Origin of the sequence: Planotetraspora phitsanulokensis (genome assembly GCF_016863295.1) — a bacterium.
Classification (GTDB): Bacteria; Actinomycetota; Actinomycetes; order Streptosporangiales; family Streptosporangiaceae; genus Planotetraspora; species Planotetraspora phitsanulokensis.
Genome location: NZ_BOOP01000045.1, coordinates 25,052 through 51,108, shown reverse-complemented (window position 1 = coordinate 51,108; position 26,057 = coordinate 25,052). Strand labels below are relative to the sequence as shown.

The 26,057-nt window shown below is 69.7% G+C and carries 27 protein-coding genes; 13 read left to right on the top strand and 14 right to left on the bottom strand.

Features of this window, described 5'->3' with window-relative positions:
- The first annotated feature begins 20 nt into the window (after positions 1-20).
- Positions 21-1,877, top strand: coding sequence for a Stk1 family PASTA domain-containing Ser/Thr kinase (gene pknB / locus Pph01_RS37775; protein ID WP_204078047.1), 1,857 nt, complete (start codon positions 21-23; stop codon positions 1,875-1,877).
- 240 nt (positions 1,878-2,117) lie between these two features.
- On the opposite strand, the gene Pph01_RS37770 is transcribed toward pknB, so the two are convergent.
- Complete coding sequence (locus Pph01_RS37770; protein ID WP_204078046.1) at positions 2,118-2,696, bottom strand: anthranilate synthase component II; 579 nt, start codon at positions 2,694-2,696, stop codon at positions 2,118-2,120.
- A 225-nt stretch (positions 2,697-2,921) separates the two neighbouring features.
- On the opposite strand from Pph01_RS37770, the gene Pph01_RS37765 reads away from it, so the two are divergent.
- Positions 2,922-3,167: a cell division protein CrgA gene (locus tag Pph01_RS37765; RefSeq protein ID WP_204078045.1), complete on the top strand. Its 246-nt coding sequence runs from the start codon at positions 2,922-2,924 to the stop codon at positions 3,165-3,167.
- 146 nt (positions 3,168-3,313) lie between these two features.
- Here the strand turns inward: Pph01_RS37765 and Pph01_RS37760 are convergent, their stop codons facing one another.
- Positions 3,314-4,180 carry a rhomboid family intramembrane serine protease gene (locus tag Pph01_RS37760; protein ID WP_204078044.1) on the bottom strand — a complete coding sequence of 289 codons (867 nt, stop codon included), beginning with the start codon at positions 4,178-4,180 and terminating at the stop codon, positions 3,314-3,316.
- Positions 4,181-4,244: 64 nt separating this feature from the next.
- Complete coding sequence (locus tag Pph01_RS37755; protein WP_204078043.1) at positions 4,245-4,775, bottom strand: peptidylprolyl isomerase; 531 nt, start codon at positions 4,773-4,775, stop codon at positions 4,245-4,247.
- Between the two features lie 153 nt (positions 4,776-4,928).
- Between Pph01_RS37755 and Pph01_RS37750 the strand changes: the two genes are divergently transcribed.
- The gene (locus Pph01_RS37750; RefSeq protein ID WP_204078042.1) at positions 4,929-5,414 is read left to right on the top strand and encodes a DUF5324 family protein; all 486 of its coding nucleotides are present in this window, start codon (positions 4,929-4,931) and stop codon (positions 5,412-5,414) included.
- Between the two features lie 96 nt (positions 5,415-5,510).
- Here the strand turns inward: Pph01_RS37750 and Pph01_RS37745 are convergent, their stop codons facing one another.
- From Pph01_RS37745 to Pph01_RS37735, 3 genes are all read right to left on the bottom strand, one after another.
- Positions 5,511-7,781, bottom strand: a complete 2,271-nt coding sequence (locus Pph01_RS37745) for a HelD family protein (protein ID WP_204078041.1) — start codon at positions 7,779-7,781, stop codon at positions 5,511-5,513.
- Between the two features lie 589 nt (positions 7,782-8,370).
- On the bottom strand, positions 8,371-9,546 hold the full coding sequence (locus Pph01_RS37740; protein ID WP_204078040.1) for a zinc-dependent alcohol dehydrogenase: 1,176 nt from the start codon (positions 9,544-9,546) through the stop codon (positions 8,371-8,373).
- Positions 9,543-10,034, bottom strand: coding sequence for a hypothetical protein (locus Pph01_RS37735; protein ID WP_204078039.1), 492 nt, complete (start codon positions 10,032-10,034; stop codon positions 9,543-9,545). Before Pph01_RS37735 ends, Pph01_RS37740 begins: the two co-directional genes overlap by 4 nt.
- Positions 10,035-10,326: 292 nt before the next feature.
- Here Pph01_RS37735 and Pph01_RS37730 point away from each other — a divergent pair, with 292 nt between their 5' ends.
- Positions 10,327-12,267 (top strand): sensor histidine kinase, encoded by a 1,941-nt coding sequence (locus Pph01_RS37730; RefSeq protein WP_204078038.1) that lies wholly within the window; start codon positions 10,327-10,329, stop codon positions 12,265-12,267.
- Here Pph01_RS37730 and Pph01_RS37725 read toward each other — a convergent pair.
- The gene (locus Pph01_RS37725) at positions 12,190-12,795 is read right to left on the bottom strand and encodes a response regulator transcription factor (RefSeq protein ID WP_204078037.1); all 606 of its coding nucleotides are present in this window, start codon (positions 12,793-12,795) and stop codon (positions 12,190-12,192) included. The two genes, Pph01_RS37730 and Pph01_RS37725, sit on opposite strands and share 78 nt — an antisense overlap.
- 156 nt (positions 12,796-12,951) lie before the next feature.
- On the opposite strand from Pph01_RS37725, the gene Pph01_RS37720 reads away from it, so the two are divergent.
- A complete protein-coding gene (locus Pph01_RS37720; RefSeq protein ID WP_204078036.1) occupies positions 12,952-13,356 on the top strand; it encodes a VOC family protein in 405 nt (134 codons plus the stop codon).
- Positions 13,357-13,419: 63 nt separating this feature from the next.
- Here Pph01_RS37720 and Pph01_RS37715 read toward each other — a convergent pair whose 3' ends face one another.
- On the bottom strand, positions 13,420-13,776 hold the full coding sequence (locus Pph01_RS37715) for an ArsR/SmtB family transcription factor (protein WP_204078035.1): 357 nt from the start codon (positions 13,774-13,776) through the stop codon (positions 13,420-13,422).
- A 271-nt stretch (positions 13,777-14,047) separates the two neighbouring features.
- Between Pph01_RS37715 and Pph01_RS37710 the strand changes: the two genes are divergently transcribed.
- Entirely contained in the window at positions 14,048-15,028 is a 981-nt protein-coding gene (locus Pph01_RS37710) for a cation diffusion facilitator family transporter (protein WP_204078034.1), read from the top strand.
- 171 nt (positions 15,029-15,199) lie between these two features.
- Positions 15,200-16,024, top strand: a complete 825-nt coding sequence (locus tag Pph01_RS37705) for an EamA family transporter (RefSeq protein ID WP_204078080.1) — start codon at positions 15,200-15,202, stop codon at positions 16,022-16,024.
- On the opposite strand, the gene Pph01_RS37700 is transcribed toward Pph01_RS37705, so the two are convergent.
- The 3 genes from Pph01_RS37700 to Pph01_RS37690 form a co-directional block, all read right to left on the bottom strand.
- Positions 16,011-16,709 carry a flavin reductase family protein gene (locus Pph01_RS37700; protein ID WP_204078033.1) on the bottom strand — a complete coding sequence of 233 codons (699 nt, stop codon included), beginning with the start codon at positions 16,707-16,709 and terminating at the stop codon, positions 16,011-16,013. The genes Pph01_RS37705 and Pph01_RS37700 overlap by 14 nt on opposite strands.
- A gap of 211 nt (positions 16,710-16,920) precedes the next feature.
- Positions 16,921-17,940 (bottom strand): zinc-dependent alcohol dehydrogenase family protein, encoded by a 1,020-nt coding sequence (locus Pph01_RS37695; RefSeq protein ID WP_204078032.1) that lies wholly within the window; start codon positions 17,938-17,940, stop codon positions 16,921-16,923.
- 98 nt (positions 17,941-18,038) lie between these two features.
- The gene (locus tag Pph01_RS37690; RefSeq protein ID WP_204078031.1) at positions 18,039-19,055 is read right to left on the bottom strand and encodes an alcohol dehydrogenase catalytic domain-containing protein; all 1,017 of its coding nucleotides are present in this window, start codon (positions 19,053-19,055) and stop codon (positions 18,039-18,041) included.
- 189 nt (positions 19,056-19,244) lie between these two features.
- Here Pph01_RS37690 and Pph01_RS37685 point away from each other — a divergent pair, with 189 nt between their 5' ends.
- From Pph01_RS37685 to Pph01_RS37660, 6 genes are all read left to right on the top strand, one after another.
- Positions 19,245-19,817 carry a TetR/AcrR family transcriptional regulator gene (locus Pph01_RS37685; RefSeq protein ID WP_204078030.1) on the top strand — a complete coding sequence of 191 codons (573 nt, stop codon included), beginning with the start codon at positions 19,245-19,247 and terminating at the stop codon, positions 19,815-19,817.
- Positions 19,818-20,000: 183 nt separating this feature from the next.
- Positions 20,001-21,197 carry an FG-GAP-like repeat-containing protein gene (locus tag Pph01_RS37680; protein ID WP_204078029.1) on the top strand — a complete coding sequence of 399 codons (1,197 nt, stop codon included), beginning with the start codon at positions 20,001-20,003 and terminating at the stop codon, positions 21,195-21,197.
- An 85-nt stretch (positions 21,198-21,282) separates the two neighbouring features.
- Positions 21,283-21,741, top strand: coding sequence for a nucleoside 2-deoxyribosyltransferase domain-containing protein (locus Pph01_RS37675; protein WP_204078028.1), 459 nt, complete (start codon positions 21,283-21,285; stop codon positions 21,739-21,741).
- Positions 21,742-21,810: 69 nt separating this feature from the next.
- Positions 21,811-22,233: a DNA-binding protein gene (locus tag Pph01_RS37670; RefSeq protein ID WP_204078027.1), complete on the top strand. Its 423-nt coding sequence runs from the start codon at positions 21,811-21,813 to the stop codon at positions 22,231-22,233.
- Positions 22,234-22,276: 43 nt separating this feature from the next.
- Positions 22,277-22,858: a TetR/AcrR family transcriptional regulator gene (locus tag Pph01_RS37665; protein ID WP_204078026.1), complete on the top strand. Its 582-nt coding sequence runs from the start codon at positions 22,277-22,279 to the stop codon at positions 22,856-22,858.
- A 41-nt stretch (positions 22,859-22,899) separates the two neighbouring features.
- Positions 22,900-23,652 carry an SDR family NAD(P)-dependent oxidoreductase gene (locus tag Pph01_RS37660; protein ID WP_204078025.1) on the top strand — a complete coding sequence of 251 codons (753 nt, stop codon included), beginning with the start codon at positions 22,900-22,902 and terminating at the stop codon, positions 23,650-23,652.
- A 14-nt stretch (positions 23,653-23,666) separates the two neighbouring features.
- On the opposite strand, the gene Pph01_RS37655 is transcribed toward Pph01_RS37660, so the two are convergent.
- The 3 genes from Pph01_RS37655 to Pph01_RS37645 form a co-directional block, all read right to left on the bottom strand.
- A complete protein-coding gene (locus Pph01_RS37655; protein ID WP_204078024.1) occupies positions 23,667-24,110 on the bottom strand; it encodes a hypothetical protein in 444 nt (147 codons plus the stop codon).
- A 107-nt stretch (positions 24,111-24,217) separates the two neighbouring features.
- Entirely contained in the window at positions 24,218-25,129 is a 912-nt protein-coding gene (locus tag Pph01_RS37650; RefSeq protein WP_204078023.1) for a GNAT family N-acetyltransferase, read from the bottom strand.
- Positions 25,130-25,212: 83 nt separating this feature from the next.
- The gene (locus tag Pph01_RS37645) at positions 25,213-25,986 is read right to left on the bottom strand and encodes a class I SAM-dependent methyltransferase (protein WP_204078022.1); all 774 of its coding nucleotides are present in this window, start codon (positions 25,984-25,986) and stop codon (positions 25,213-25,215) included.
- Positions 25,987-26,057 lie beyond the last annotated feature (71 nt).

The window sequence follows — 26,057 nt, the reverse complement described above, 5'->3', positions numbered from 1 at the left end:
GGCAAGGGACAGTGCAGGAAATGACTCAGCCACGACTTCTCGGTGGACGCTATCAGCTCGACGGCGTCGTCGGGCGTGGCGGCATGGCCGAGGTGTATCGCGCCCGGGACATCCGGCTGGACCGTATTGTCGCGATCAAGACGCTCCGTTCCGACCTGGCGCGCGACCACACCTTCCAGGCGAGGTTCCGCCGGGAGGCCCAGTCGGCCGCCTCGCTGAACCATCCGTCGGTCGTCGCCGTGTACGACACGGGCGAAGACATGATGGACGCGACGCCGGTGCCGTACATCGTCATGGAGTACGTCGACGGGCGGACCCTGCGGGACCTGCTGCGCGCCGACAGGCGACTGCTGCCCGAACGTGCCACGGAGCTGGTCGACGGCATCCTCAGGGCCCTCGACTACAGCCACAGGGGCGGCATCGTCCACCGGGACATCAAACCGGCGAACATCATGGTGACCCGCAACGGCGAGGTCAAGGTCATGGACTTCGGCATCGCCCGCGCGATGGCCGACTCCGCCGCGACGATGACGCAGACCGCCCAGGTGATCGGCACCGCGCAGTACCTGTCCCCCGAGCAGGCCCGCGGTGAGCGCGTCGACGCCCGCAGCGACATCTACTCGACCGGCTGCGTGCTCTACGAACTGCTGACCGGCCAGCCGCCCTTCACCGGCGACTCGCCCGTGGCCATCGCCTACCAGCATGTCCGGGAGGACCCGATCCCGCCGTCGCGGATCGACCCGGAGATTCCCAAGTGGGCCGACGCGATCGTCCTCAAGGCCATGGCGAAGGACCCCGTCCAGCGCTACCAGAGCGCCGAGGAGATGCGCCGGGACATCCAGCGCGCGATGTCCGGCATGCCGGTCGACCCGCAGACCATGGCGATGGCCAGCAACTACGGCTCCTACGGCGCGCAGGACCGCACCCGGGCCATGGCCGCGGGGGCGGGCCCCAACGGCCAGGGCACCCGGGCGATCCCGCAGTACAACTACGGGCCGGAGGAGCGGGGTGGCCGCTACGACGGGCATCGGCGGCAGGACAACGACAACAAGGCGCTCAAGACCACCCTGTGGATCGTCATCCCACTGCTGATCATCGGCGCTTTCGTCGGGGTCGGGTGGCTCGCCTTCGGCGGCGGTGGCGACACCCCCGCCGCGAAGGTCAAGGTGCCGACGGTCGCGGGCCAGACGAAGGAGGCGGCCGAGGCGGCGCTGAAGGCGGTCCCGCTCACGTTCACCTACGGGACCGAGGAGTTCAGCGACGAGGTGCCCAAGGGCACGGTGATCAAGACCGACCCCGAGGCCGACACCGAGGTCGACCCGAACTCCTCCGTCACGATCATCCTGTCCAAGGGCCAGGAGCAGATCGAGGTGCCGGACGATCTGGTCGGCAAGTCTCCGGAGGACGCCCAGGCGGAGCTGGAAGAGCTCGGCCTGAGGGGCAGCGTCGTGCCCGCGCAGTCCAACACCCCGCAGGACCAGGTCTTCAAGATCAGCCCCAGGGCCGGCAGCAAGGTCAACAAGGGCTCGTCGGTGCGGCTCTACGTGCCGAAGGAGATGGCCGACGTCCCGAGCGTCCTCGGGCTGACGGCAGCGGACGCGAAGAACACTCTCAAGGGGGCGGGGTTCAACGTCAGGACCGTCACCGCGGAGAGCACCGTGGTGCCCGCCGGCAACGTGATCGACCAGTCGCCGCAGAGCGGCAAGCTGGCTCCGGGCACCACGATCACGATCACGGTCTCCAAGGGCGCGCCTCAGGCTCCGCCGCCGCCGCCGCCGACGACCCCGGACCCGGGACAGACTCCGGACCCGGGACAGACCCCGGACCCGGGACAGACCCCGGACCCTGGGACCGGTGGCGGTAACGGGGGCCAGTAGATCCTCAGCAGCGAGAGGGCCCGCCAGTTTTCTGGCGGGCCCTCTCGCCGTCCCGGGCAAGGTGCGGAACGGCAGGTCCCAGTGGTGGAGCGCACTCTCCGGGCGGGAAAAACCGTGATCACGGGCGGTGTCGTGATGAGAGAGCCCGCACATGTGGCCGGACGCAAAAAGAGAGCCTCCGCCACTCGGGGGCAATGGCGGAGGCCCTCATCTGTATGTTCGCCGGGCGGCGGGAAAGCGTTACAGGATTCCTCGAAGCCAGTTGCCGAGAAGCCGATGGCCGTGCTCGGACACCACAGACTCCGGATGGAACTGCACTCCTTCGAGGGGCGCGCTCCGGTGGCGCAGCCCCATGACGACGCCGTCGGGGGTGGTGGCGGTGACCTCGAGGACCTCCGGCACGGTATCGGGCACGACCGCCAGCGAGTGATAACGCGTCATCGTCACCGGTGAGGGAATGTCCGCGAAGACGCCCCTCCCGTCATGGGAGATCAGGCTCGTACGGCCGTGCATCAGCTCGGGCGCCCGGGTGACGGTCCCGCCGTACGCGACGGCGAGGGCCTGGTGACCCAGGCAGACGCCCAGCAGGGGGAGCCCACGCTCCGCACAGTGCAGCACGAGGGGCACGCTGACCCCGGCGGCCTCGGGAGTGCCGGGTCCGGGGGAGATCAGGACGCCGTCGAAGCCGTCGGCGTCCTCGACCGTGACATGGTCCCGTGGCCGGACGTCGCATTCGGCGTCCAACTCGCGGAGGTACTGGACGATCGTGTGGACGAAGCTGTCGTGATTGTCCACCACGAGGACGCGGATCGCGGTCATGCGTCCCTCGGGACCGGGAACTCGATGGTCACTCCGCCAGACTATGGCAATCAAGGCATGTCACTGCGGAAAGGTCCAGATCATCGCAGGTCGGGCAGGCGGCGTATGTGGGGATCGCCCTGGGACGGCCACGCCGACTATTCTTACTCCGGACTCCGCCCGAACAGCGGTTAGGCTACTGACAAAGCCCGCACATCCGCGCGGGTGCCCACCAGGAGAACTCCCGTGCCCAAGTCGAAGACCCGCAAGAAGGCCGTCTACACGGCGCCACAGAAGACGCAGTCGGTCAAGGTCAGCCCGCGCTGGCTCGCGCCGGTCATGGTCGCCTCCTGGCTCATCGGCATCGTGTGGATCGCGGTGTACTACGTGGTTCCCGATATGCCGGGTCTGTCCGCGCTGACGAACTGGAACCTGCTGGTCGGGTTCGGGTTCATCATCTTCGGCGTGATCCTGTCGACCAAGTGGCGCTGATCACGGCCCACCCGACACCGAGCCCGGCGCCCTTCGGCGTCCAGACCTCCGGGAGGCCGTGACGCCGCCTGGGTGGCCGCCGTCCCGGCACTTCCCGGAGTGATTCTTTCCACAGGCTTTATCCACAGCCTGTGGGCAGCACGAACTCAAAGACCTGATATGGCGAGCGGCGACAACTGGGTCACCAGCAGGATGAGGACGACGAGGACGGCGGCCGCAGAGCCGAACTGGACCGCGGTGCGGTTCTTCGCCGGAGCGTAGGCGAAGGCCGCGGCGACCAGCGTTCCGGTCACGAGGCCGCCCAGGTGCCCCTGCCAGCTGATGCCGGGCACCACGAAGGTGATGACGACGTTGATGGCGAGCACCCAGAGGACGCCGCGCGCGTCGAACCCGAGCCGTTTGGCGACCACGAACAGCGCGCCGAACAGGCCGTAGATCGCGCCTGAGGCGCCCACCGCCGCGTACCCGAACAGGTAGATCGCGACCGACCCGCCGAGCGCCGACAGCAGGTACAGCGTCGCGAACCGCAGCGAGCCCAGCCTCCGCTCGAGCTCCGGGCCGATCATGTAGAGCGCCCACATGTTGAACCCGATGTGGATCAATCCCGAGTGCAGGAACGCCCCGGTGATCAGCCGCCACCACTCGCCGAGGTAGATGTGGACGGGCGACACCGCGTAGGCGTTCTCGAGTCGGCCGGGCAACAGATACTGCAGCCCGAAGGCGAGGACGTTCGCGATCAACAGCGCCCAGGTGACCCTCGGCTTGACGACATAGGCGCCGCCCATCGGGGCCTGTGCCTGCCGTACGGACTGGTTGCCCTCTCGGACGCACTCGACGCACTGGTGGCCGACGGAGGCCTCACGCATGCAGTCCGGGCAGATCGGCCGTTCGCAGCGCTGGCAGCGCACGTAGGTCTCGCGGTCCGGATGCCGGTAGCAGGTGGGCACGGCCTCGGCGCCCGGCTGGACCGGAGGTTGCTCCGAAGGCGGCGGCGGCGGGGGCTGGGAGGTCATGACGTCCTCTCAAGGGGCAGGTCAATCGCTCCCAGCCTATAAGCCGCTGACGCTCCGCAGCGGTTCAGGAACGCTCGATCGTGACCTCTTCGATGATCACGTCGTTGAGGGGCCGGTCGCGGCCGTCGGTCTCGGTCTTGGCGATCGCGTCCACGACCTCGCTGCCCTCGACGACCTCGCCGAAGATGGTGTGGCCCTGGTTGAGGTGCGGGGTCGGGCCGACCGTGATGAAGAACTGCGAGCCGTTGGTGCCCTTGCCGAACCGCTTGCCCGCGTTGGCCATGGCCAGCAGGTAGGGCCGGTTGAACTGGTTGTCGACGTGGATCTCGTCGTCGAAGCTGTAGCCGGGACCGCCGATGCCCTGGCCCAGGGGGTCGCCGCCCTGGATCATGAAGCCGCTGATGACCCGGTGGAAGATCGTGCCGTCGTACAGCTTGTCGGTCGTCTTCGCGCCCGTCTCCGGGTGGGTCCACTCGCGGGTGCCCTCGGCGAGTTCGACGAAGTTGCGAACCGTCTTGGGCGCCTGGTTCGGGAAGAGCTTGACACGGATCGTGCCGCGGTTGGTGCGCAGGTTCGCGATGAGGTTCTCAGCCATCGGAGGCCGCCCCCTTATGTACAGGTGTTAGTTGTCCGCTGAACAGGGTATCCAGCGTGGCTCCCCGACCTGCCCAGGATTGAGCCGCAATCACACGGGAAGGGGGTCGTCACAGGGCCCCGTCGACAGGGGAGGTTGATTGTGTCCCTGACAATGAAGAAAAGGCGCCACACCGAGGCGATGGCGCCGCAGGCGTGGCTCGGGCTGATGAAAGGGCAGGCCAGGAAGGCCGGCCGCAGAGTGAGCCCGATGGCGGAGACGGCTCGCGATGTGGCCGCCCACCGCCTCGAGGACGCCAGGATCTGGGCGGCGCCCAAGCTCGACCAGGCCTCGCATTCCGTCGAGGAACAGCTCGCGCCGATGGTGAGCGCGTTCCTCGCCGAAATGTCCCGCCGGGTCGACGTGCCGCCCTCGAGATCCCGCCGCAGATGGCCGATGCTCGCGCTGCTCACCGGCGCGGCGATCGGCGCCATCGGCGCCATCATGTACCGCAACAACGCCCAGCGTTGGACGGACACCATGAAGGACAACATGCGGGAGGGCGTTTCCGACACCACGAAGTGGAGCGGAGAACAGGCCAAGGAGACCGTCGACAAGGCGGGCAGGAAGAGCGACGACATATCCGGCAAGATCTCCTGACGTCGTCCCCGCCGGATTCCGGCGATGTTCTTCACAGGATGGACGGGTACGGCCGGCGCCGATCGAAGCGCCGGCCGTACTCGTATGCCGGGGTACTCATCCCGGGCTCGCGCCGAGCCGGCGCAACATCTCGGGCAGCTCACCCTCGTAGACCACGGTCAGCCTCCGGGTCGCCCTCGTGATCGCCACGTACAGGTCCTGGCCGCCCTTGGCCGACTGGCCCAGGATCGCCCCGGGATCGACGACCACCACCGCGTCGAACTCCAGGCCCTTGCACTGGACGACCGTGAGCACCGCCACCGTGGCGTCGAGCGGGTCGGTCACCTCGGGGAACAGCGCGGCGACCTCGGCGCGTCGGGCGTCGGGCGTCACGACCGCGAGGCGGCCGTCCCCGATGCGGCGGAGCTCGGACTCCACCAGACGGCGCAGGTCGGTCTCCGCGGCCGACACGGCGCGCGGCGCGGCCTCGCCGTACCGGACGGACTCGGGGGGCACCTGGTCGGGCGCGACGGCGCACAGGACGTCCGCGGCGACGTCCATGATCTCGACAGGCGTGCGGTAGTTCACGAGCAGCCGCTCCTCCCGCCAGCGGCCCTCGACGTAGCGGTCGAGCATCTCGCCCCATGAGCGGGCACCCGCGGCGGAGCCGGTCTGCGCGACGTCCCCCACGACGGTCAGCGAGTGGGTGGGGACCCGGCGCATGACGGTCCGCCAGGCCATCGCCGACAACTCCTGCGCCTCGTCCACGATGACGTGGCCGTACGCCCATTCGCGGTCGCGGACGGCCCTGTCGGCGGTCGTGACCGGGAGGCCGTCGTCGTGGTGCCGGTCGGCGACGTCCGACGCCGTCATCAGCTCGCCGAGGTCGTTGATCGCAAGGACTCCCGCGGCGTACATCTCCTCGGACTGCCGTCTCCGCTCGGCCAGCCGCTCGCGCCTCCTGGCGGGCCTGTCGTCCTCGCCGAGCAGCGCCGCGGCCTCGTCGAGCAGCGGGACGTCCCCGACCGTCCACGGCGCGTCGTGCTCGCGCAGGAGGACGGCGCGCTCGCCCTCCGAGAGGTACGGCCCGGCGGCCGAACGCAGCAGTTCCTCGTCGGAGAGCAGCTCGCGGATCAGGTCCTCCGGTGTGAGCTCAGGCCACAGGCGGTCGACGGCGTCGCGCACGACCTGGTGCTGCCAGAGGTTCTTCGCCGAATGGCGCAGGTCCTCCTCGTCCACCGGGCGGTCGAGTTGCGCGGCCTCGTCACGCGCGAGCGCGGCGAGCACCTGGCGGACGAAGGCGTCGCGCGCGAGGTTGTGCGGCCGGAGAAGGGAGCGTGCCCGGTCGCGGGCGCGGGCGCAGGAGGCGTGGCCCATCCGGACCGTCATCTCCTCCACCACGACCTCCACGCCGTCGCGCAGGGACGTCCGCACGGGGACGGCTATCTCCAGGTCGCCGTCGGGCACGCGCTGCCGGTCGCTCACCGCCTTCTCCACCACGGCCGCCATGCGCAGACCGCCCTTGACGACGGCCGCCGGGTCGGAGTCCTCCTCGACGGCGTGCACGCCGGAATGGAGCTCTCCCACGCTGGACAACACCACCTCGGTCTCGCCGAGCGACGGCAGGACCTGGCTGATGTACCGGGAGAACATGGCGTTGGGGCCGATGACGAGCACGCCGCGCCGTTCGAGCGTGGCGCGGTGGGCGTAGAGCAGGTAGGCGGCGCGGTGCAGAGCGGCCACCGTCTTGCCCGTCCCCGGGCCGCCCTGGACGACCAGGACCCCGTGGAGGCCGGAGCGGATGACCCTGTCCTGCTCGGTCTGGATGGTGGCGACGACCTCTCCCATCCTGCCGGTGCGCCCGCGCCTGAGCGAGGCCATCAGGGCGGCCTCGCCCACCAGCGTGCGGCGGTCGGCGTCGCTCATCCGATCCAGGTCGAAGACCTCGTCGTCGATGGCGGTGACCGTGCGGGCGCGGAGGTGGAGATGGCGGCGCCGTACGAGGGCGCCGGGGTCGGCCGGCGTCGCGACGTAGAACGGGCGCGCGGCGGGGGCCCTCCAGTCGATCAGCTTCGACTCGTGCTCGTCGTCGCGCAGGCCGATCCTGCCGATGTACAGGGTGTCGCCGCGGTCGTCGTCGATGCGCCCGAAGCACAGGCCGTTCTCGACAGCGGACAGCTGGGCGAGGCGCCGCGCGTGTTCGTCCGCGGTCACCTCGCGCTCGACCATCGCCTGGCGGGTGCCGGACCCGCCTCGGGCCAGCACGTCGCGGAGCGCCTCACGCGTCCGGTCTCGAACGACGTCGAGCCGTTCGTAGAGCATGGAGACGTAGGACTGTTCCCCCCGCAACGCCTCGGCGCGAGCGGTTCGAGATTGACGTCGCTCCATCTCTTTGATAAACTCCTTTCGGAATAGTTGTCGACATCCTGGGAAATTCGACAGAGTATTCCAGCATAGGACACAGGGCTCCCGTCGCGCACGTTCGCATGCCGGGAGCTTTTTCGTTGGGGGACGCCCGAGCCCTCCCGCACCGGCCCCCACGGGGGGTTGTCTCGCCGACTTGACTCTGAGTGCTGTAATTCAAACGCAGAGTGAGAATGCGATAGCCAAGAGATATCGGTCACAACCGCGGAAATTCGCGGCGTCATATTCTCGGGCTGACCAGCCATTACAAGGACGGCCCTCTCTGCCGACGATCACCGTCCAGACTCGATATCGGAAATCTGCGCCTTTATCTGGTGAACCCCTGTGACTATCGAGGCGTCTTTTGTGTCAAGGAGGCCCGGATGGACGTCCTCGACGGGCTGGTGGACGAGGAGCTCCGCTTGGAGCTGATCCTTGTCCAGGCCCTGCATGAAGAGGCGGAACGGCTGGCCGCCCCAACCGTCCGCTGAACCCCTCGAGGCCCGCCGCCTTCCCCCACGGGAGGCGGCGGGCGTTGACCGGAGCCTGCCCCCGACCGGGCTACACAGCCGGGCTACATGTCGGGGCGGAAGACCACTCGGACGCAGCCGTCCTTCTTGTCCCTGAACATGTCGTATCCGGCGGGAGCCTCGTCCAGCGGCATGATGTGCGTGGCGAGGTGCGAGGTCACCAGCTCTCCCCTGGCCACCCGGTCGAGCAGCATCGGGATGTACCGATGACCGTGCTGCTGGGCCCCGCGGACCGTCAGCCCCTTGTTCATCATGGCGCCGAGCGGGAAGCGGTCCACCGCGCCGGCGAAGACGCCCAGGATGAACACCGACCCGCCCGGGCGGCACGCGAGAATCGCCTCCTGCAGGGCGAACGGTCGTTCCTGCCCGGTCCCCGGCCGTTGCTTGGCCTGCTCGTACAGGTGGTCCGGCCCGACGCCGTGCGCCTCCATCCCGACCGCCTCGATGCAGACGTCAGGACCTCGGCCTCCGGTCCGTTCCCGCAGCTCGGCGAGGACATCGGTGGCCGTGTAGTCGACGACCTCGGCGCCGACGTGACGCGCGGTCATCGCCAGGCGCTCGGGGAACCGGTCGATCGAGATGACCTGGTCGGCGCCGAGCAGCATCGCCGCGCGCGCCGCCATCTGGCCGACCGCGCCGCAACCCCAGACGGCGACCACGTCACCGGGCTTCACCCCTCCGAGGTCGGCGCCCATCCACCCGGTGGGGGCGGCGTCCGACGTAAACAGCGCGCTGGTGTCCTCGACGCCCTCGGGCACCGGGAACGCGTTGTGGTCGGCGAAAGGCACCCGGATGAACTCCGCGTGGCTGCCGTGGAAGCCGCCCATCATGTGCGAGAAGCCGAAGACCCCGGCGGTGGCGCCGCCCCAGACCGTCTCCGCCAGGTCGGGAGTGGGATTGCTGTTCTCGCACAGGGACCACAGGTCGTGCCGGCAGGCCCAGCATCGCCCGCAGCCGATGATCGAGCACACGACGACGCGGTCGCCCGGCCTGTGCCGCCGGACGTCGGGTCCGGTCTCGACGATCTCACCGAGGAACTCGTGGCCGATCACGTCCCCCGCGCGCATCGACGAGACGTAACCGCCGAGCAGGTGGAGGTCGGAACCACAGGTGGTGGTCGCGAGGACCTTGACGATCGCGTCCTGACCGTTGAGGATCCCGGGATCCGGCACCCGTTCGACCGTCAACTCTCCGACGCCCTGCCAGCAGACCGCCTTCACAGCCGCTCCTCCCCCGCGGAACGCGCGAGCGCCATGTCGACCACCTTGGCCATCGGCCTCCCGATCCTGGCCGGGCGTGGCCGGGACAGATCCGGGTCCGGGTGCAGCACCTCACCGGTCTCGATGAGGGATTTCACCTGGCGCAGTGCCGTTCTGACCTGCTCGCGCGGATGCTCGCCGCGCAGGCGGGCCAGGACGGCGGCGCGGCCCATCGGCATGGGCATGCGGGGACGCGCGTAGAGCTCGGTGCCCCGGTCACCGGGCGCCTTCTCGATGCGCACCTCGACGTCGAGATCGGCCAGCGGCCGCGGCAGCCGGCCGTCGGGCGCCACGTCGTCGGGGCGGCAATAGATGGTGACCGCCATCCACCTGTGCCGTTCCCTCGGGTCCCTGACCGGCGAAGGGCCCCGGTGCCGCGACGCCAGCCAGCGCGCCACGACCACTCCGGTCCCTGCCAGGCTCACCACGCCGATGACGACACGTTTCATAGTTCGCCCCCTTTGGACGGGTAAGTCCATCGGAGGGCTACCCACCGCCCGTGCGCGGCTATCTCGGCATGAGGTCGCGTGAGGGGGAGTTGGGCAGGGCGGGACCGAGGCCGCCGGGCGTTCACGATCCCCTGACCACCCGGGGAGTTTGCCCAGCCCGGACCCGGCATTGAGTACGGCCGGAATTTGTCCGCCGATATCGAGACTCCTTCTGATATCGACCGGCGGAAAGTCGTGTTCGTCAACCGGGTGCTTCTGTAATCTCGCGCCCAGACGAGCTCACGGAGGTTCGGTGCGACCTGATTCGTCGGAGTCCGGGATCGCGGTGCGTACAGCCCGGCTGGTGGCCGTCGTCGTCAGCGCCGGCTTCTCCTTCGGGGGATTCATCGGCGCCGCGGACTCGGATCAGCCGAACGCCCACAAGGCCGTGGCGTTCGCTCTCCTGGCGACGCTCCTCGCGCTGCACCTGTACAACTGCGTACGCCGGGCCGACGGCCGGAGCCCGCGCGGCTGGCAGTGGACACTCGCCGCCCAGGCGGTGCTCACCTCCATCGGAATGGTCTGGTTCGCCTCCACCTGGTACGGAAACTCCGGGTTCCTCGCCGCGGCCGTGCTGCTGCTGGTCCGGCCTCGCGCACTGGGGTGGGCCGGCTTCGGGCTGGTCCTCGTCACCCAGTTCTTCTCCGCGCTGCCCGTCCGCCCGACGGCCGCCGAGACGCTCTACCTGGTCATCGGGCACACCGCCCTCGTCGGCATCGCGCTGTACGGCGTGGCCAGGCTCGCGGACCTCGTCGCCGACCTGCGCGACACCAGAACCCGGCTGGCGGACGCGGAGGTCGCCAGGGAACGGGTGGCGTTCGCCGAACGTCTCGGCGAACGTGTGGGCACGAGCCTCGATCAGGTCGTGGAGCACAGCGAGGCCGTGCTCGAGACGGCCGATCCGGAAACGGCCCGGCGGCGGCTGAACCAGAGCCTGGACACCGCAAGGGCGGCCTTGAACGAGGCCCGGTCGGTCGCACGGTCCCACCGCGAGAACGGGCCGTCCCGGCGATCCGTCGCCGACGATCTGACCTCGACCTCCGTCACGGTGCTGGGCGTCGCGACGATCTGCCTGATGATCCTTCCGGGGCCCGTGCGGTACGCGCTCAGGACCGACCTGACGGCCGCCGACATCGTGCTCTTCGCGGGGTGCCTCCTCGCCTTCGTCCTGCTCTACCTGCGCAACTGCATGCCGGGCGGCGACCGGGGGCGTCCCGCGGCCTGGCCGTGGACCCTCGGCGCCCAAGTCGTGCTCGCGGCGGCCCCGATCGCCCTGTTCGGCCTGCAGATCTGGCACGTCACGTATTTCCTGCCAGGCCTCACGCTGGTGTTGTTGCGCGGCCCGGCGCGGTGGGCCGTGACGCTGGTGCTCGTCTTCCAGGACGCGATCTTCCACCTGTGGGGGGCCGGCCTGGGAGATCCCGGCCCGCTCGGCAACATCTATGAGGCGGTCTGGGCGGGCGAGCGGGCCGTCGTCGTCTACGGACTGGCCCGCATGGCACTGCTGACGACCGAGCTGAGGGCGGCCCGGGCGGAGCTGGCCAGAACCGAGGTGGCCAGGGAACGACTGCGGTTCGCGCGCGACCTGCACGACCTTCTCGGCTTCAGCCTGTCGGTGATCGTGCTGAAGAGCGAGCTCGCGTTCCGGCTGCTCGGCCGGGACGCCGGCCGCGCACGGCGGGAGCTGTCCGAGGGCGTCGCGGCGGCCCGTCAGGCCCGGGCGGACATCGAGTCGGTAGCCGCCGGTTACCGTCGGATGTCGCTCGCCGCCGAGGCGGAGTCCGCCCGCGCCGCCCTGCTCGCGGCGGGGATCGAGGCGAGCGGGGAACTGAGCGACGTCGGCCTCCCCGCCGAGGTCGACACCGTGCTGGCCATCGTGCTGCGCGAAGCCGTGACGAACGTGTTGCGGCACAGCGACGCTCGGTCCTGCGTGCTGGAGAGCGAGGTCGCGGGCGGCGCCGTACGGCTGCGGCTCGTGAACGACGGCGTGGTCCCTTCCGGGGCTCCACCGGGGACGGGCATCGGCAACCTGGCCCAGCGCGTACGAGCCCTGGACGGCAGGCTGACCGCCGGAGTGGTGGGTGGGACGTTCAGGCTCGAAGCCGAGCTCCCCCTCCTAGAGCCAGCCCTCGTCGGTGGCGATGCGGATGGCGTCGACCCGGTTCCTCGCGTTCAGCTTCATGACGGTCGTTGAGAGGTAGTTGCGCACCGTTCCCCTGGTGAGCGACAGCCGTTCGGCGATCTCGTCGGGCTCGGCCCCGGTGGCGGCCAGTCGCAGGACGTCGGCCTCACGCGGGGAGAGCGGGCTGCCGGCGGTCGAGAGGGCGGCCAGCGCGAGCTGCGGATCGACGACGCGCTCGCCCGCCGCGACCTTGCGGATCGCCTCGATCAGCTCGTCCGGAGGCGAGTGCTTCAGCAGGAAACCCGAAGCCTCGGCGGCGAGCGCGCGGCGCAGGTAACCAGGCCTGGCCATGCCCGTCAACATCAGCGTCCGGCAGTCGGGCACCCGGTCGCGGAGGAGCCGCGCGGCGGTCAGCCCGTCCATCTCTGGCAGGTCGATGTCGAGCACCACCACGTCCGGGCGGAACTCCGTCGCCGTCGCGAGGACCTCGTCCCCGCGGCCGACCGCCGCGACGACGGCGAGGTCGTCTTCGAGCTCGAGCACGGCGGTCAGCGTCTCGCGCAGGATCCGCACGTCTTCCGCGAGCATGACTCGGATCACAGCACTCCCTGTGAATCCTTCATAGGAAACCGCTGAACGTGGCACTACCGGCACATGCCGCCGGACGGTGAGTCTAGTCACACGGTGCGGAGCGTCGATCCCTCCGCTCGCTCCGGACGCCGCCCCCCTCCCGCATGAGACAGAGGAGACAGCAGCATGGCCACCAAGATCTACGTCAACCTGCCCGTGAAGGACCTCGCCGTCTCGAAGGACTTCTTCGCCGGGCTCGGCTTCTCCTTCGACCCGCGGTTCGCCGACGAGAACATGGAGTGCATGCTCATCGGCGAGGACAGCTTCGTGATGCTCCAGGCCGAGCCGTACTTCCGGACCTTCACGAAGAAGGACGTCGCCGACGCGGGCTCGGTCACCGAGGTGATCGTGGCCCTGGGAGCCGAGAGCAGGGAACGCGTCGACGACATGGTCGACGCGGCGCTCGCGTCCGGCGGCCGGCCGTCCAAGGACACGCTGGACCTGGGGTTCGTGTACACGCGCGCCTTCGAGGACCTGGACGGGCACCTGTGGGAGGCGACCTATCTGGACCCGTCGGCTCTTCAGGCCTGACACCGACCTCGTCGCGGTCCGTCCTCCCGCACGCCCCGCCACGAGCCGCGGCGCCGTACGGCGTCAGTCGTGGCGGGGCGTGCCGGCCACCTCGTGGTCGGCGTGGAACAGCGCCTCCGCGATGAGCGCCCTGACGTGGGAGTCGCGGGCACGGTAGACGACACGGCGGCCGTCTCTCCGGGTGTGCACGAGTCCGGCGAGCCGGAGCTTGGCGAGGTGCTGGGAGACCAGAGGCCGCGCCACGGCGATGGTCTCCGCGAGCGAGCTCACGTCGTATTCACCATGGGAGAGAAGCCACATCAGGCGCAGCCGGGTGGCATCGCTGAGCATGCGAAACGCGTCGACGGCGGCGTTCACCCGATCGGCTGCGGGTTGCTCCTGCGACTGGTTGGCACCTGATTCGTTGTCGCGTGCGTACATGACTACATATAATCGCCGGACAGCCATGTCGTCCGCAAGCGGAGGGACCATGTCCGACACCCTGCCTCCGGCGTCGATGCCGTCCGAGCATCCGCACGAGCCGTCCCCCGGCGCCCCGCACGGACATGGGCACGGACATGGGCACGGACACGGACGCCCGCATGGTCGCGGACATGGGCACGGCCAGCACGAGAGTCACGGGCATGCTCACCCGCGCGGGGGCGGAGACGCTCACGACGCCGCCGGTGCCCCGCGGAGCCGGTTCGGCCGGATGGTGTCCACGGTTCGGCACGCGTTCACCCCGCACAGCCATGACAGCGCGGACAAGACCGACGCGGCGCTGGAGTCGAGCACGCGAGGCCTCCGCGTGCTCGGCGTCTCGTTCGCCGTCCTCGTCGTGGCGGCGGCGGTGCAGGCGGTCATCGTGGCGATGTCGGGCTCGGTGGCGCTGCTCGGCGACTCGTTGCACAACGTCGCCGACGCGCTGACCGCCGTCCCGCTGGCCATCGCCTTCTCCGTCGGCCGCCGTCACGCCAGCCGCCGCTTCACCTACGGGTACGGCAGAGCCGAGGACCTCGCCGGGATCGTCATCGTGCTGATCATCGCGGTGTCGGGCGGGCTCGCCGGCTACGCCGCGGTCATGCGGTTGCTCAACCCCCAGGGCGTACATGCCCTGGGCTGGGTCGCGGCGGCGGCGATCGTCGGCTTCGCGGCGAACGAGTGGGTCGCCCGATTCCGGATCAAAGTGGGGCGGGAGATCGGCTCGGCCGCGCTGGTCGCCGACGGCCTGCACGCCCGCGCCGACGGCTTCACGTCGCTCGCCGTGCTGATCGGTGCGGCCGCCACGGCGCTCGGCCTCCCGATCGCGGACCCGATCGTCGGCCTGCTCATCACGGGGGCGATCCTCTACGTGCTCCGCGACGCGGCGCGTGAGATCTACCGGCGGCTCATGGACGCGGTCGACCCCGGCCTGATCGACCAGGCGGAGCGGATCATCGCGGGCACGGACGGTGTGCTGGGCATCGGTTCGGTTCGCCTGCGCTGGGTCGGCCATGCGTTGCGCGCCGAAGTGGACATCGTCGTCGGACACCACCTGTCCCTGGTCGAGGCGCACGCGGTCGCCGTGGAGACCGAGCATCGCCTCATGCACGCCCTGCCCCGCCTGCGCGCGGCGACCGTGCACGCCGATCCCGATAGCCTGGACGGGACCGATCATCACGCCGCGCTCGTGAGCCACCGCCACGCCGCCTGAGCGTTCCGGACGCGAGCCCGCTGAGGCCCGGTCGCTCGCACCGGCGGGCGAGACGTTCCCCTGCCATCCCCGAGGAGCACCTTCCCGGTGACCGCTCATTCCCTGGTCGCGCACGCGGTCATCGCGCCTCTGGCCGCCGGCACGCCGACCTCCGGCGTCGACGCCGTCGTGGTGGCCGTCGTGCTGGGGGCGGCTCTCCTGCACGCGACCTGGAACGCCATCGCCCATGGCTCGCCCGACCGGTTGACCGGCTTCGCCCTCATCGGGATCCCCTTCACCGCGATCGGGGCGATCGGTGTCGCGATCAACGGTCTGCCGCCGGCCGACGCCTGGCCGTTCATCGTCATCTCCTCGATCCTCACGGTCACCTACCAACTCCTCCTGCTGGCCAGTTACCAGCTCGGACAGTTCAGCCAGACGTATCCGCTCGCCCGGGGCACCTCGCCGTGGGTCGTGGCGGTGGTGAGCGTGACCCTGCTCGGCCAGGAGCTTTCCTGGACCGAGACGGCCGGCGTCGCGGTCGTCTCCCTCGGGCTGATGGGTCTGGTCTTCATCGGGGGGCGGCCGGACCGAAGCCGCCTGCCCGCGCTCGCCGCCGCCTTCGCCACCGGGGTCATGATCGCCGCCTACACGACCGTCGACGGCGTCGGCGTCCAGCACGCGCCGGTGCTGACCTATGCGTCGTGGTTGTTCCTGTTCCAGGGGCCGGCGCTGCCCCTGATCGCCGTGGTCCGGCGCGGCCGTGCGCTGCCCGGGCTGATGCGCCCTTCGCTCGCGGCCGGTCTCGGCGGAGGAGTGGCGTCGTTGCTGGCGTACGGGCTGGTGTTGTGGGCCCAGACACGGGGTGCGCTCGCCCCGATCGCCGCCCTCAGGGAGACCAGCATCATCTTCGGAGCGATCATCGGTGCGATGTTCCTCGGCGAACGGTTCGGTTCGAGCCGGGCCGTCGCCAGTGCCGTCGTCGTGGCCGGGATCGTCCTGATCAACCTGTCATAGCGGGCGTCTCCCGCGCCCGCTCGATGTCGGGGCCGCGGTAGAGGTGCTCGGGTATGCGCGCGAGCGTCGAAGGGTGCACCTGGGGGCCCAGGCCGTACAACTTCTGGAAGCTCATGATCAGCGGCCGCCACGCGTCGGGGTCGATCCGGTCGGCCGTGCTCGCCATGCGTATCTCGTCATGGACGTACACCCGCTGGACCCGCACCTCGATGGCCACGATCCCACCACGCTGAGCCTCGTCGTCGTGCGCAACGTCGTGCACCCCTTCGACGACCACCTCCATGCTCACCGGGCACTCCGCGACCCTCGGAGGTCCCACCGTGTCGGATGCGACGGGAGTGAGGCCGGCGCGGGCGAACTTGTCGGCCACGAATCGGTAGCCGCGCTTGACCTTGGACGGCGGGACGGGATCGGAACCCGTCGTCAGCGCCAGCCTGTCGACGGCCGCGGCGAGCGAGTCCGACGGAAGGTTGAGCACACCCTCACGGGTCCTGAGCAGGTTCTGTGCGGTCTTCGAGCGGGCGCCGAGGCCGAGTACGGCCCGCCAGCCGAGCCAGAAGGCGGACGACATCGGCGCCAGGTTGGCCGAGCCGTCCTCGTTGAGGGTGGAGATCAGCACCACCGGGGTGCCGAAGTACAGGATTCCGGGTTCGATCCGCGTGTGCGACGGGATGGTCGTTGCCATGCGGATCAGTGTCTTGCCGCCGTCCGATCGACGCTGGCGGCAATCGGACGGGGCATCGCCACCCCCGGGCCTGTGGGGGACGACGCGGTGCGGCACTGTCCCCAGCCCGGGTTCGGGCGCACCGGCCGCCGGTGCTCCACCGGGGCCTGTCGCCCGCTCGTCGCGCCCCGGGCCGTACGGGGGCCGGGGCACGGACGAGCCGCGGCGCCGGTCAGCGGGGCGTGTCCGCCCGGCCCGCCTGGTCGAAGGTGAACAGCACCTTGCCCGAGCGCTCGGGCCGCTGGGCGTGCGCGATGGCCTCGCGGTACTGGTCGAGCGAGTAGGTGGCCTCGACCGAGGCGCTGAGCACGCCCTTCTCGACGAGCTCGGCGAGCCCCGCGTAGACCTGCTCGATCTCCTCACGCGGCGCGTTCCAGACCCAGTTGATCACGAAGATCCCGTGGACGGAGATCTCGCGGTAGACGAGCTCGCCGAGGGGCATGACCGGCGGCTGACCGGTCACGGACGAAAAGGTGACGAAGGCCCCACCGGTCTCGATCGAAGGCGCCACCTGGGCGGCGACGTCGGCGCCGCCGATCCCGTCAAGGAACAGCCGCAGCTTCGCGCCGTCGAGGGCCTGGGAGACCTTGTCGCCGAGGTTCTCCCCGTCGTCGACGATGACGGCGTCGGCGCCGAGTTTCCTCACGTGCTCGGCCGCCTCCTCTCGGCGGACGACGGCGAGCGTTCTGACGCCCGCCCTCTTGGCCAGGGCGATCACGTTCTGGCCGACGGTGGAGTTGGCCAGCGTGAGGCCGATCCAGTCGTCGGGCTTCAGCGACACGTACCGGTTGAGCAGGTGATGGGCGGTCACCGGGTTGACCCCGAGCATGGCGAGCTGAAGGGCGTCGGCGGCCTCCCCGACGGTGATCACGTTGCGGGCGGGGACGACGATCCTGTCCGCCCACGTGCCCTGCTCGTAGGTGGGGAGGACCAGCACGCGACGCCCGACCAGCGCCTGGTCGGCGGCCGATCCGGCCGCGATCACCCGGCCGACGCCCTCGGCCCCCATCGCGAAGGGCAACTCGGGCAGCACGGCGTACCAGCCGTTCGACAGCAGGAAGTCGGCGGGATTGACGGGAGCGGCCTCGAGGGCGACGAGCAGGTCGCCGGGGCCGGGAGCCGGAACGGGCGCGTCGTCGAGGCGGAACGATTCGGCGTCGCCGCCGAGCTTGGTGAGAAGGATCCTGCTCATTGTGGGTTGCTCCTCATGGAGTCGAGCGGTTCACAGGGGGATCGCCTGGCCGCGCTCACACGGCCTGAGGCGGATTAAGAGGAGATGCGGGGTTCCGCTCAGACCGTGGTGTCCAGGACGACGCGGAACCGGGCCTCGCCGGAGATCATGCGCTCGTACGCCTCGGGCGCGGCCGACAGCGGGAGGGTCTCGATCATCGGCCGGATGCCGTGCCGCCGGCTGAAGGCGAGGTTGTCCTCGTTGTCGATCGAGCTGCCGGTGAGGCTGCCGGTGATCGTGCGCGTCCCGAAGGTGAGGTCGACCGTGCTGACGGAGATGGGATCCGTCGCGACTCCGACGACCACCATCCGGCCGCGCGGCGCGAGCCCGGGAACCAGCGCGCTCATCGACGCCCCGCTGGCGGCCGTCGCGATGATCGCGCCCGCGCCGCCGAGCTCGATCAGAGCCTCGCCCGGGTCGTCCTGGGTGCTGTCGATGTAGTGGTCGGCGCCCAGCCGGTGTGCCAGCTCGGCCTTGCCCGACCCTCGGGCGATCGCGGCGACGCGGTAACCGAGCTTCGCGGCGTACTGCACGCCGAGGTGACCGAGGCCCCCGATCCCCTGGATGGCGACGAGGTCTCCCGGGTGGCTGCTCACCTGCCGCAACGCCTTGAACGTCGTGAGACCCGCGCACAGCAGCGGGCCCACCTCGGCGGAGTCCATCCCCGCGGGAACGCGGACGAGGCCGCTGGTCTTGGCGTACGCCACCTCGGCGTAGCCGCCGTCGACATCGGTGCCCACCCGCTGCTGGTCGGTGCAGTTGACGAAGTCCCCCCGCCGGCACGGGTCGCATTCCCCGCAGTGCCCGGCGAGGAAGCCGACGCCGACCCGCTCGCCGACGCGCCAGTTGCGCACACCGTCGCCGACGGCGTCGATCACTCCGACGAGCTCATGACCGGGAACGATCGGCCGGTCCGGTTCGGCGCGAAGCCCCTCCACGGCGAGGACGTCGGAGTGGCAGACGCCGCAGCTCTCGACCCGGATCCGCACGTGTCCCGCGGCGGGCGGCGTGAGTTCACGCTCGACGAGCTCGAACTTGCGCGATCCGGTCACTTCGACGGCACGGTAGGTGGACATGGTTCTCCTCGATGGGATCGATCCGGGGCCGCTCGCCGTCCCGATGGTCGGCGGCACCCGGCGCCTTCAATATGACCGGTCGTCTTAGAACGTGTCAAGCGTGCTCCGATGTCGGCGGGATCACCCCGATCGCGACTTGACGATGAGCGAGACGACCGACCATATTGAGTCGGGAACGAGGGAGCGACCGTGGCCAGACCCAGCATGCGCAAGGAGATCGTCGAGGCTGCCCTGGAGCAGTTTCACTCGCGAGGATTCAACGCGGCCGGGGTGAAGGACATCACCGACCGCGCCGGCGTGCCGAAGGGGTCGTTCTACAACCACTTCGAGAGCAAGGAAGCCCTGGCGATCGTCGCCCTCGAGGAATACGGCCTGACCCGCCGGCTCCAGGACCTCGCCGATCCCGACACGGAGCCGCTGACCCGCATACGGAAACATTTCGAGTTCTTCCGGGACGAGGTCCTGGGTTACGGGATCACGCGCGGCTGCCTTCTCGGCAATTTCGGCGCCGAGATCGCCGATCACAACGAGGCCATCAGAGCGGCCGTCCGCGAGGGTTTCGAGGCCTGGGGCACCGCGCTCGCCTCGACGATCCGGGAGGCTCAGCAGGCGGGAGCCGTACGCGCCGAACTCGACCCCGAGGCAACGGCCCGGTTCATCCTCAGCGCGTGGGAGGGCGCGCTCCTCCTGGCCAGGACCGATCGCTCGGCCGGCGCCTTCGACTCCTTCTTCGCCGTCACGTTCGGCACGCTGCTCACCTGAACGGCCGTTCCCGACTTCGCGAGATCACCGTTTCGTGAACAATCGTGGCCGGACATATAAATAGATATCTTCCGCCCCATATGTGCGCATAAATTGATCCTCCTCGGCGCCTGGGTCGCCGGGCATTCGGGATCAACGGGGATTGGGAAGATGTCGACTCTCCGCTCCACGCGTGCACGTATCGTGCGTGCAGCCTCCACCATCACGGCACTGGTCGTCGCTGCCGGCGTGACCATGACCGGCTCCGCCAACGCCTCGCCGTCCAGCTACGACCGCTGCCCGAAGGGCTACTTCTGCCTTTTCAGCGGCTTGGACGGCAAGGGCACTATCTGGAAGTTCCGGACGGACCAGCGCGATCTGGGCGTCGCCGGCAGACATGCGGCCTCCTTGACCAACCGGACCGCGGGCTATGCCTGCCTGTTCGGCGGCAAGGACTACACGACGGAGGGCAGCCGCACCACCTTCGGGATGGACTCCTGGGACTCCGGGGGTATCAGCTTCACGACGAGCATCTCCGAGTGGCGCAACCACGCGGGTTCGCTCAACCTCGCACCCACCTGGCACGAGTGCACATCACGTTTGCAGTACGTGGACTGGATCCGGCCGGCCAACGAACCTGACGGCACGCCGAAGCCGTTCGGCTCCTTCCTCGGCGACGGACACAGCCAGATGTTGATGCGTTCGGCTCAGGGCCGTCTCTGGGTGCTTCCCGGCGACGGCAACACGCCGATCGACCTCGGCACGAGGCTGAAGGGCATGACCACGCTGGTCAGGCATGGTGACTACACCGGCGACGGCCGTGAGGACATCATCGCCCGCGACGCCAAGGGCGTGCTCTGGCTCTACCCGGGCAACGGCAAGAAGGCCCTGGGCGCCAGGAAGCTGCTCGCCTACGGCTGGAACAAGATGAGCCTCATCTCCGCCGTCGGTGACCTCACGGGCGATAAGAAGAACGACCTCGTGGCCCGCGACACCAAGGGCGACCTCTGGCTCTACCCCGGCAACGGCAAGAGCGGCTTCGGCAAGCGGCAGCGGATCGGGCGCGGCTGGAACAACCGGACGGCGGTCGTCGGCCTCGGCGACCTCACCGGCGACCACAAGGACGACCTCGTGGCCCGCGACACCAAGGGCGACCTGTGGCTCTACCCGCGAGCCGGCAAGGGCACGTTCGCCGCCCGCCGCATCGTCGGCCACCGGTTCTCCAAGACCTGGAGACTGTTCGCCATCGGCGACGTCAACGGCGACCTCAGGAACGACCTCTACGCGTCCGGCAACAACGACCTGCGTCTCTACCTGGGCACCACCAAGGGCACCCTCAAGCTCAGTTCCGCCTGGGGACATGTCAACAACGGCATCGAGCCCAACGAAGTCGTCTTCTGACCTGTTCTGTCCGGCCGGCCGCGTGACTCTGGTCGCACGGCCGGCCGCACACGCCGGTGTCGTCCATCGTGGTGAGGGTGAACACGTGATCCAGGTCGAGGCTCCCAAAGAATTCGACGGCCAGGCGCGCAGCATCTTCCTCGCGGGCGGCATCACGGACTGCCCGGACTGGCAGGCGGAGGTCGCGGCCGGGCTGGCGGACCTCCCCGTCGCCGTCCTCAACCCTCGCCGCGCCGCGTTCGAGGACTCCCCGGAGGCCGCGGCCGAGCAGATCGGCTGGGAGTACCGCCACCTCGCGGCCTGCGACCTGGTCCTCTTCTGGTTTCCCGGCAGCCGCTCCGTCCAGCCGATCGCGCTGTACGAGCTCGGCATGTGGGCCGGCCGCACGAAACCGATCGTGGTGGGCGCCGATCCCGCCTACGCCCGCCGTCTCGACGTGACCATCCAGCTCTCACACGTACGGCCGGGCCTCGTCGTGCACGACTCGCTCGACGAGACCGTCGCGGCCGCACGCACGGCCTTGCAGGGACTACCAGGCCTTTGAGGTCGTGTGAACATTTTGTTTAAAACAGATCGTTGACAACCATTTGATTGGCCAGGCATGCTCTGACGCATGACGTCCGAAAGCGATCCCTTCACCCCGCCGGATCCCGACCAGGTGCGCGCGCACCGCGTGCACGCCGCCCTCGCCCGCATCGCCGAACGGCACGCGGCCACCGAGGACCAGCGCTCCCGGCAGGTCCATCCCCATGTGCTCGGGCCGCACGAGGCCATCAGGCTCGTCTCGTTCCTCGCCGGCGGAGTCGCCCAGCGCGAGGAGACGGAACCCGAGGTGGACACCGCGGACATCACCGCGGCCCTGACCCTCATCCCCCTGGCGCGCGGAGAGATGGACCAACTCGAGGCCGGCCTCCTGCTCATGGCCCGCGGACGCGGCCTCACCTGGCAGGAGATCGCGTTCGGCCTCGGGCTCGGCACCTCGCAGGCCGCCCGGCAGCGTTACGCCCGGCTGGCGGGTCGCATCGCGCCCGACTGACCCCTCACTTTATTAGACCGTTCGTTCTTGATACGGTGCGGACATGGCGAGGACGAAGGAGTTCGACCCCGATGTGGCGCTTCAGGCCGCGCTCGACCTGTTCTGGGAGCGCGGCTACGAGGCGACGTCCATGGCCGACCTGGTGGACCACCTGGGGATAGCACGCGCCAGCCTGTACGCGACCTTCGGCAACAAGCGCGACCTCTATCTCAAGGCGCTCGAGCGCTATCTGGAGACCAGGAATCCGTCGCCCATCGAGATCCTCTCGCAGCCGGGCCCCGCACTGCCGGCCGTACGCGCGCTGGTCGAGTTCTACGTGACCGACTCCATCGCCGACACACGGCGGCGCGGCTGCATGATCGTGAACGCGGCGGCGGAGATGCTCCCCGGCGATCCCGAGGTCTCACGCCTGCTCGACACCAACTGGAGCGCGCTGGAAGCGGCGCTCACCTCGGCGCTGATCAGGGCTCGCGGCGAGGGCGACCTGCCCGCCGACCGTGATCCGCGCGCGCTCGCCCGGTTCCTGCTCGTCTTCCTCCAGGGGCTGCGGCTGGTGAGCAAGGGCTCCTCGGACGCGAGGCGACTCCGCGAGGCGGCCACCGAGGCGCTCACCGTCCTGGCGTGACGACACCCATATCAAGACCGATCGTTCCCAAAAGGAGCCGCATGAAGTTCGCCGGCAAGGTGGTCCTGGTCACCGGAGGAGGCTCGGGCATCGGCCGGGCCGTCGCCCTCGGCTTCGCCCGGGAGGGCGCCCTGGTCATCGTCGCGGGGCGCCGCGCGGAGCCGCTGGACGACACCGTGAGGCTCGTCGAGGCCGCAGGCGGCGACGCCTGGGCGATCACCGCCGACCTGACCCGGTCAGGCGACGTGGCCCGGATCGTCGACGAGATCGTGCGACGGCACGGCAGGCTCGACATCGCGATCAACAACGCCGGGGTCTTCACCGCGGCCAAGGTCGCCGACATCGACGAGGACGACTGGACGCGCACGCTCGACGGCAACGTGACCGGCGTCTTCCTGTCCATGAAGCACGAGATCGCCGCCATGCGCCGTACGGGCACGGGAGTGATCGTCAACGTGGCGTCCCAGATCGGCGCGCACAAGAGGGTGCCCGGTCTCGGCGCGTACGGCGCGGCCAAAGCGGCGGTCACGGCCCTGAGCCGTACGGCGGCGCTGGAGTACATCCGCGAGGGCATCCGGATCAACGTGGTCAGCCCCGGACCGCACGACACGCCGATGTCCCTGCGTCCCGGCGAGAGCGCGGCCGACCGGGATGCCCGGCTGAAGGAGCAACTGCCGATCGGACGGGTCGGCACACTCGACGAGATCACCGCCACCGTCCTGTGGCTGGCGTCGGACGACGCGGGCTTCGCCGTCGGGCACGACCTGGTCGTCGACGGAGGTTCGGCCGCCTGAAACGACGGGCGCGATCAGACGTTCCGGCGCTGCCGGCGCCGGGAGACCACCATCCCGGCCACACTCGCCACGAACAGGCCGATCGCGGCATAGACGACGGGGTTGACGTACCCGGGCACCAGGTCCACCGGCACACCCCCTTCCTCGCACGCAGGATTGTGCAGCGGCCACATGCTCGCCGGCTCGGGCGACCCGGAGTACGACAGTCCTGAGACCAGGCACAGGTCCTCGGGTTGGGACATCCACATGACACCGCCGAACAGCAGCCCCATTCCGTACACGGCAAGCCCGACGCACAGCACGACCACCGCCAGCCTGGCCCACAACGCCGCCGGCCGCGGCCTCCGCCCCCGTGCCGTGACGACGACGGTGTGCACGACCACCCCGGCTGCGACGAGGAGGAACGCCGGCGCCGCGAGCGGGAGGAACAGGAGGGGGACCAACAAGAACTCGAACATGATGACCGTCACACTATGAGCCACGATGTCGCATTAAGCAGTCTCTGCCGCTTTTGAACGCCATCTGCACGTGTTCTGCACACGCCGGTACCGGCTATGACCCGTGTTCACGGGTTCGGCGCGGGCCTGGCCCGGCGGAAGCCGTACGTCTGGTGCCTCCTCTCGAAGCCGACGGAGCCGTACAACGCGCGCGCGGCCAGGTTCCCGGCGTCGTGGTTCACGGTCACCGTCGTCATCCCCCGGTCACGCATCCGCGCCATCGCGTACGACATCACCGCGCGGGCGAGGCCGAGGCGCCGGAAGTCGCGATGCGTCCCGACCGGCTCGAAATGCCCGATCTTGTTGTGGTCGTCCGTCCAGTACAGGGCGAAGGCCGCGATCGTCCCCTCGGCAGACTCGGCCACGATCTCCCGCTCGGGGTCGTAGCCGGGCTTGTCCATGACCGCCGTTCGATACCGCTGTCCGGTCCAGTCCTCCTGGAACGAGTGGTTGCGGGCCGTCGCCAGGCCGTCGGCGTCGCCCGGCCGGGCAGGGCGCAGGACGAAACCGTCGGGAACGGCCGGATCCGCGATCGGCTCGTCCAGTCGGCGCTCGTTGACGTCGTCCCACGTCCGGAAATGCTCGAAGCCGAGCCGTACGAGCAGGTCGATCCTCGTCGTGTCGCAGTCGAAGAGGTCGGTCAGCACGTACGCCTCGTCCTCGGCCATGTGGCGGGCCGTCGTCTCGTAGGCGACACGCAACATCTCGGACTCCGCGGCCGCGCCCCGGAGCGCGGGCGAGGCGAACACGTCGAAGGCGCAGCCGAAGCGCAGGTTGATGGCGAGTCCGGCGATTTCGGAGTCGTCCTCCCAGACGTGCACGAGGTCTCCGACGGGACGCCGGCCGCGGAGGTTCTCGTAGACGCGATGCGGCAGTTCGCCGATGTGGTCGTAGCCGCACCGGCCCGCCTCGGCGATCCACGCCGCGACGGTCTCCTGAAGCCGCGGCATGTCCGCGTCCGTGTAGGGGCGCATCCTCATGGCGGCCTGTCTAGCGCAGCCGGCCACCGGAACGCACACGGTTATCCCCGGAAGCGGGAGGTGAGAGGCGCCGACCCGCCGGTTCACGAACTCGGGAGAGTGGCCCGCCGGGCGGACAGGACGTGGGTCTCGCCATGTGACCGGACGGCGCCGCCGAGACCTTGGATCGCCTCGTACAACGCGCGCTGCAGCAGGGCGAGACGTTCGGGTCCGAGGCGCTGGTGGTCGCTGTAGGTCGCCACGAGCCTGACCCACTCGTCGGCGCTCAGCGTGTCCTCCCAGCGGTACTTGCGCGTCTCGACCGAGGAGAACGCGTCACTTTCCGCGAACGGGTCCACCTCGGTGCTCTTCTCCGCGGTGCGCCCGTGCACCGGCGCGTCCGGCGCGAGGCGGCCGTAGACGGCGTCCAACACGGCGAGCACCGGTTCTTCCAGCAGGTGGTAGCTCCAGAACCGGGCGATCACACCGCCCGGACGCAGCACCGCGGCGGCCTTGAGAACGCCCCGGGCCGGGTCGATCCAGTGCCACGCGTTCCCGCACGTGATCAGGTCGAATCGCCGCCCGGCGTCGTCCCAGGTCTCGAAAGGCGCGATCTCCACCGGAACGCCGTGGCCGCGGGCCACCTCGGCCATCCGCTCGTCCGGTTCCACACCGAGTACGGACAGCCCGTGCTTCGCGAGGGGGACGGCCACCTTGCCGGTGCCGCAGGCGACGTCGAGCACCCGTTCCGGCCGTAGCGCCACGAAATCCTCGATCAAAGCGTCGGGGCAGGCCGGGCGGTAGCGGTCGTACTGGTCCGCCACCGAGCCGAAGGACCTGGCCCGCCGGCGATCGAGATGCAGGTCTTCCGAGGTCACGCAGCGATGATAGGCGCCTCCGGGGAGGCGGCCTCACAGCGGGATCGGACAAATCGCCCTTGTCGGCCGAC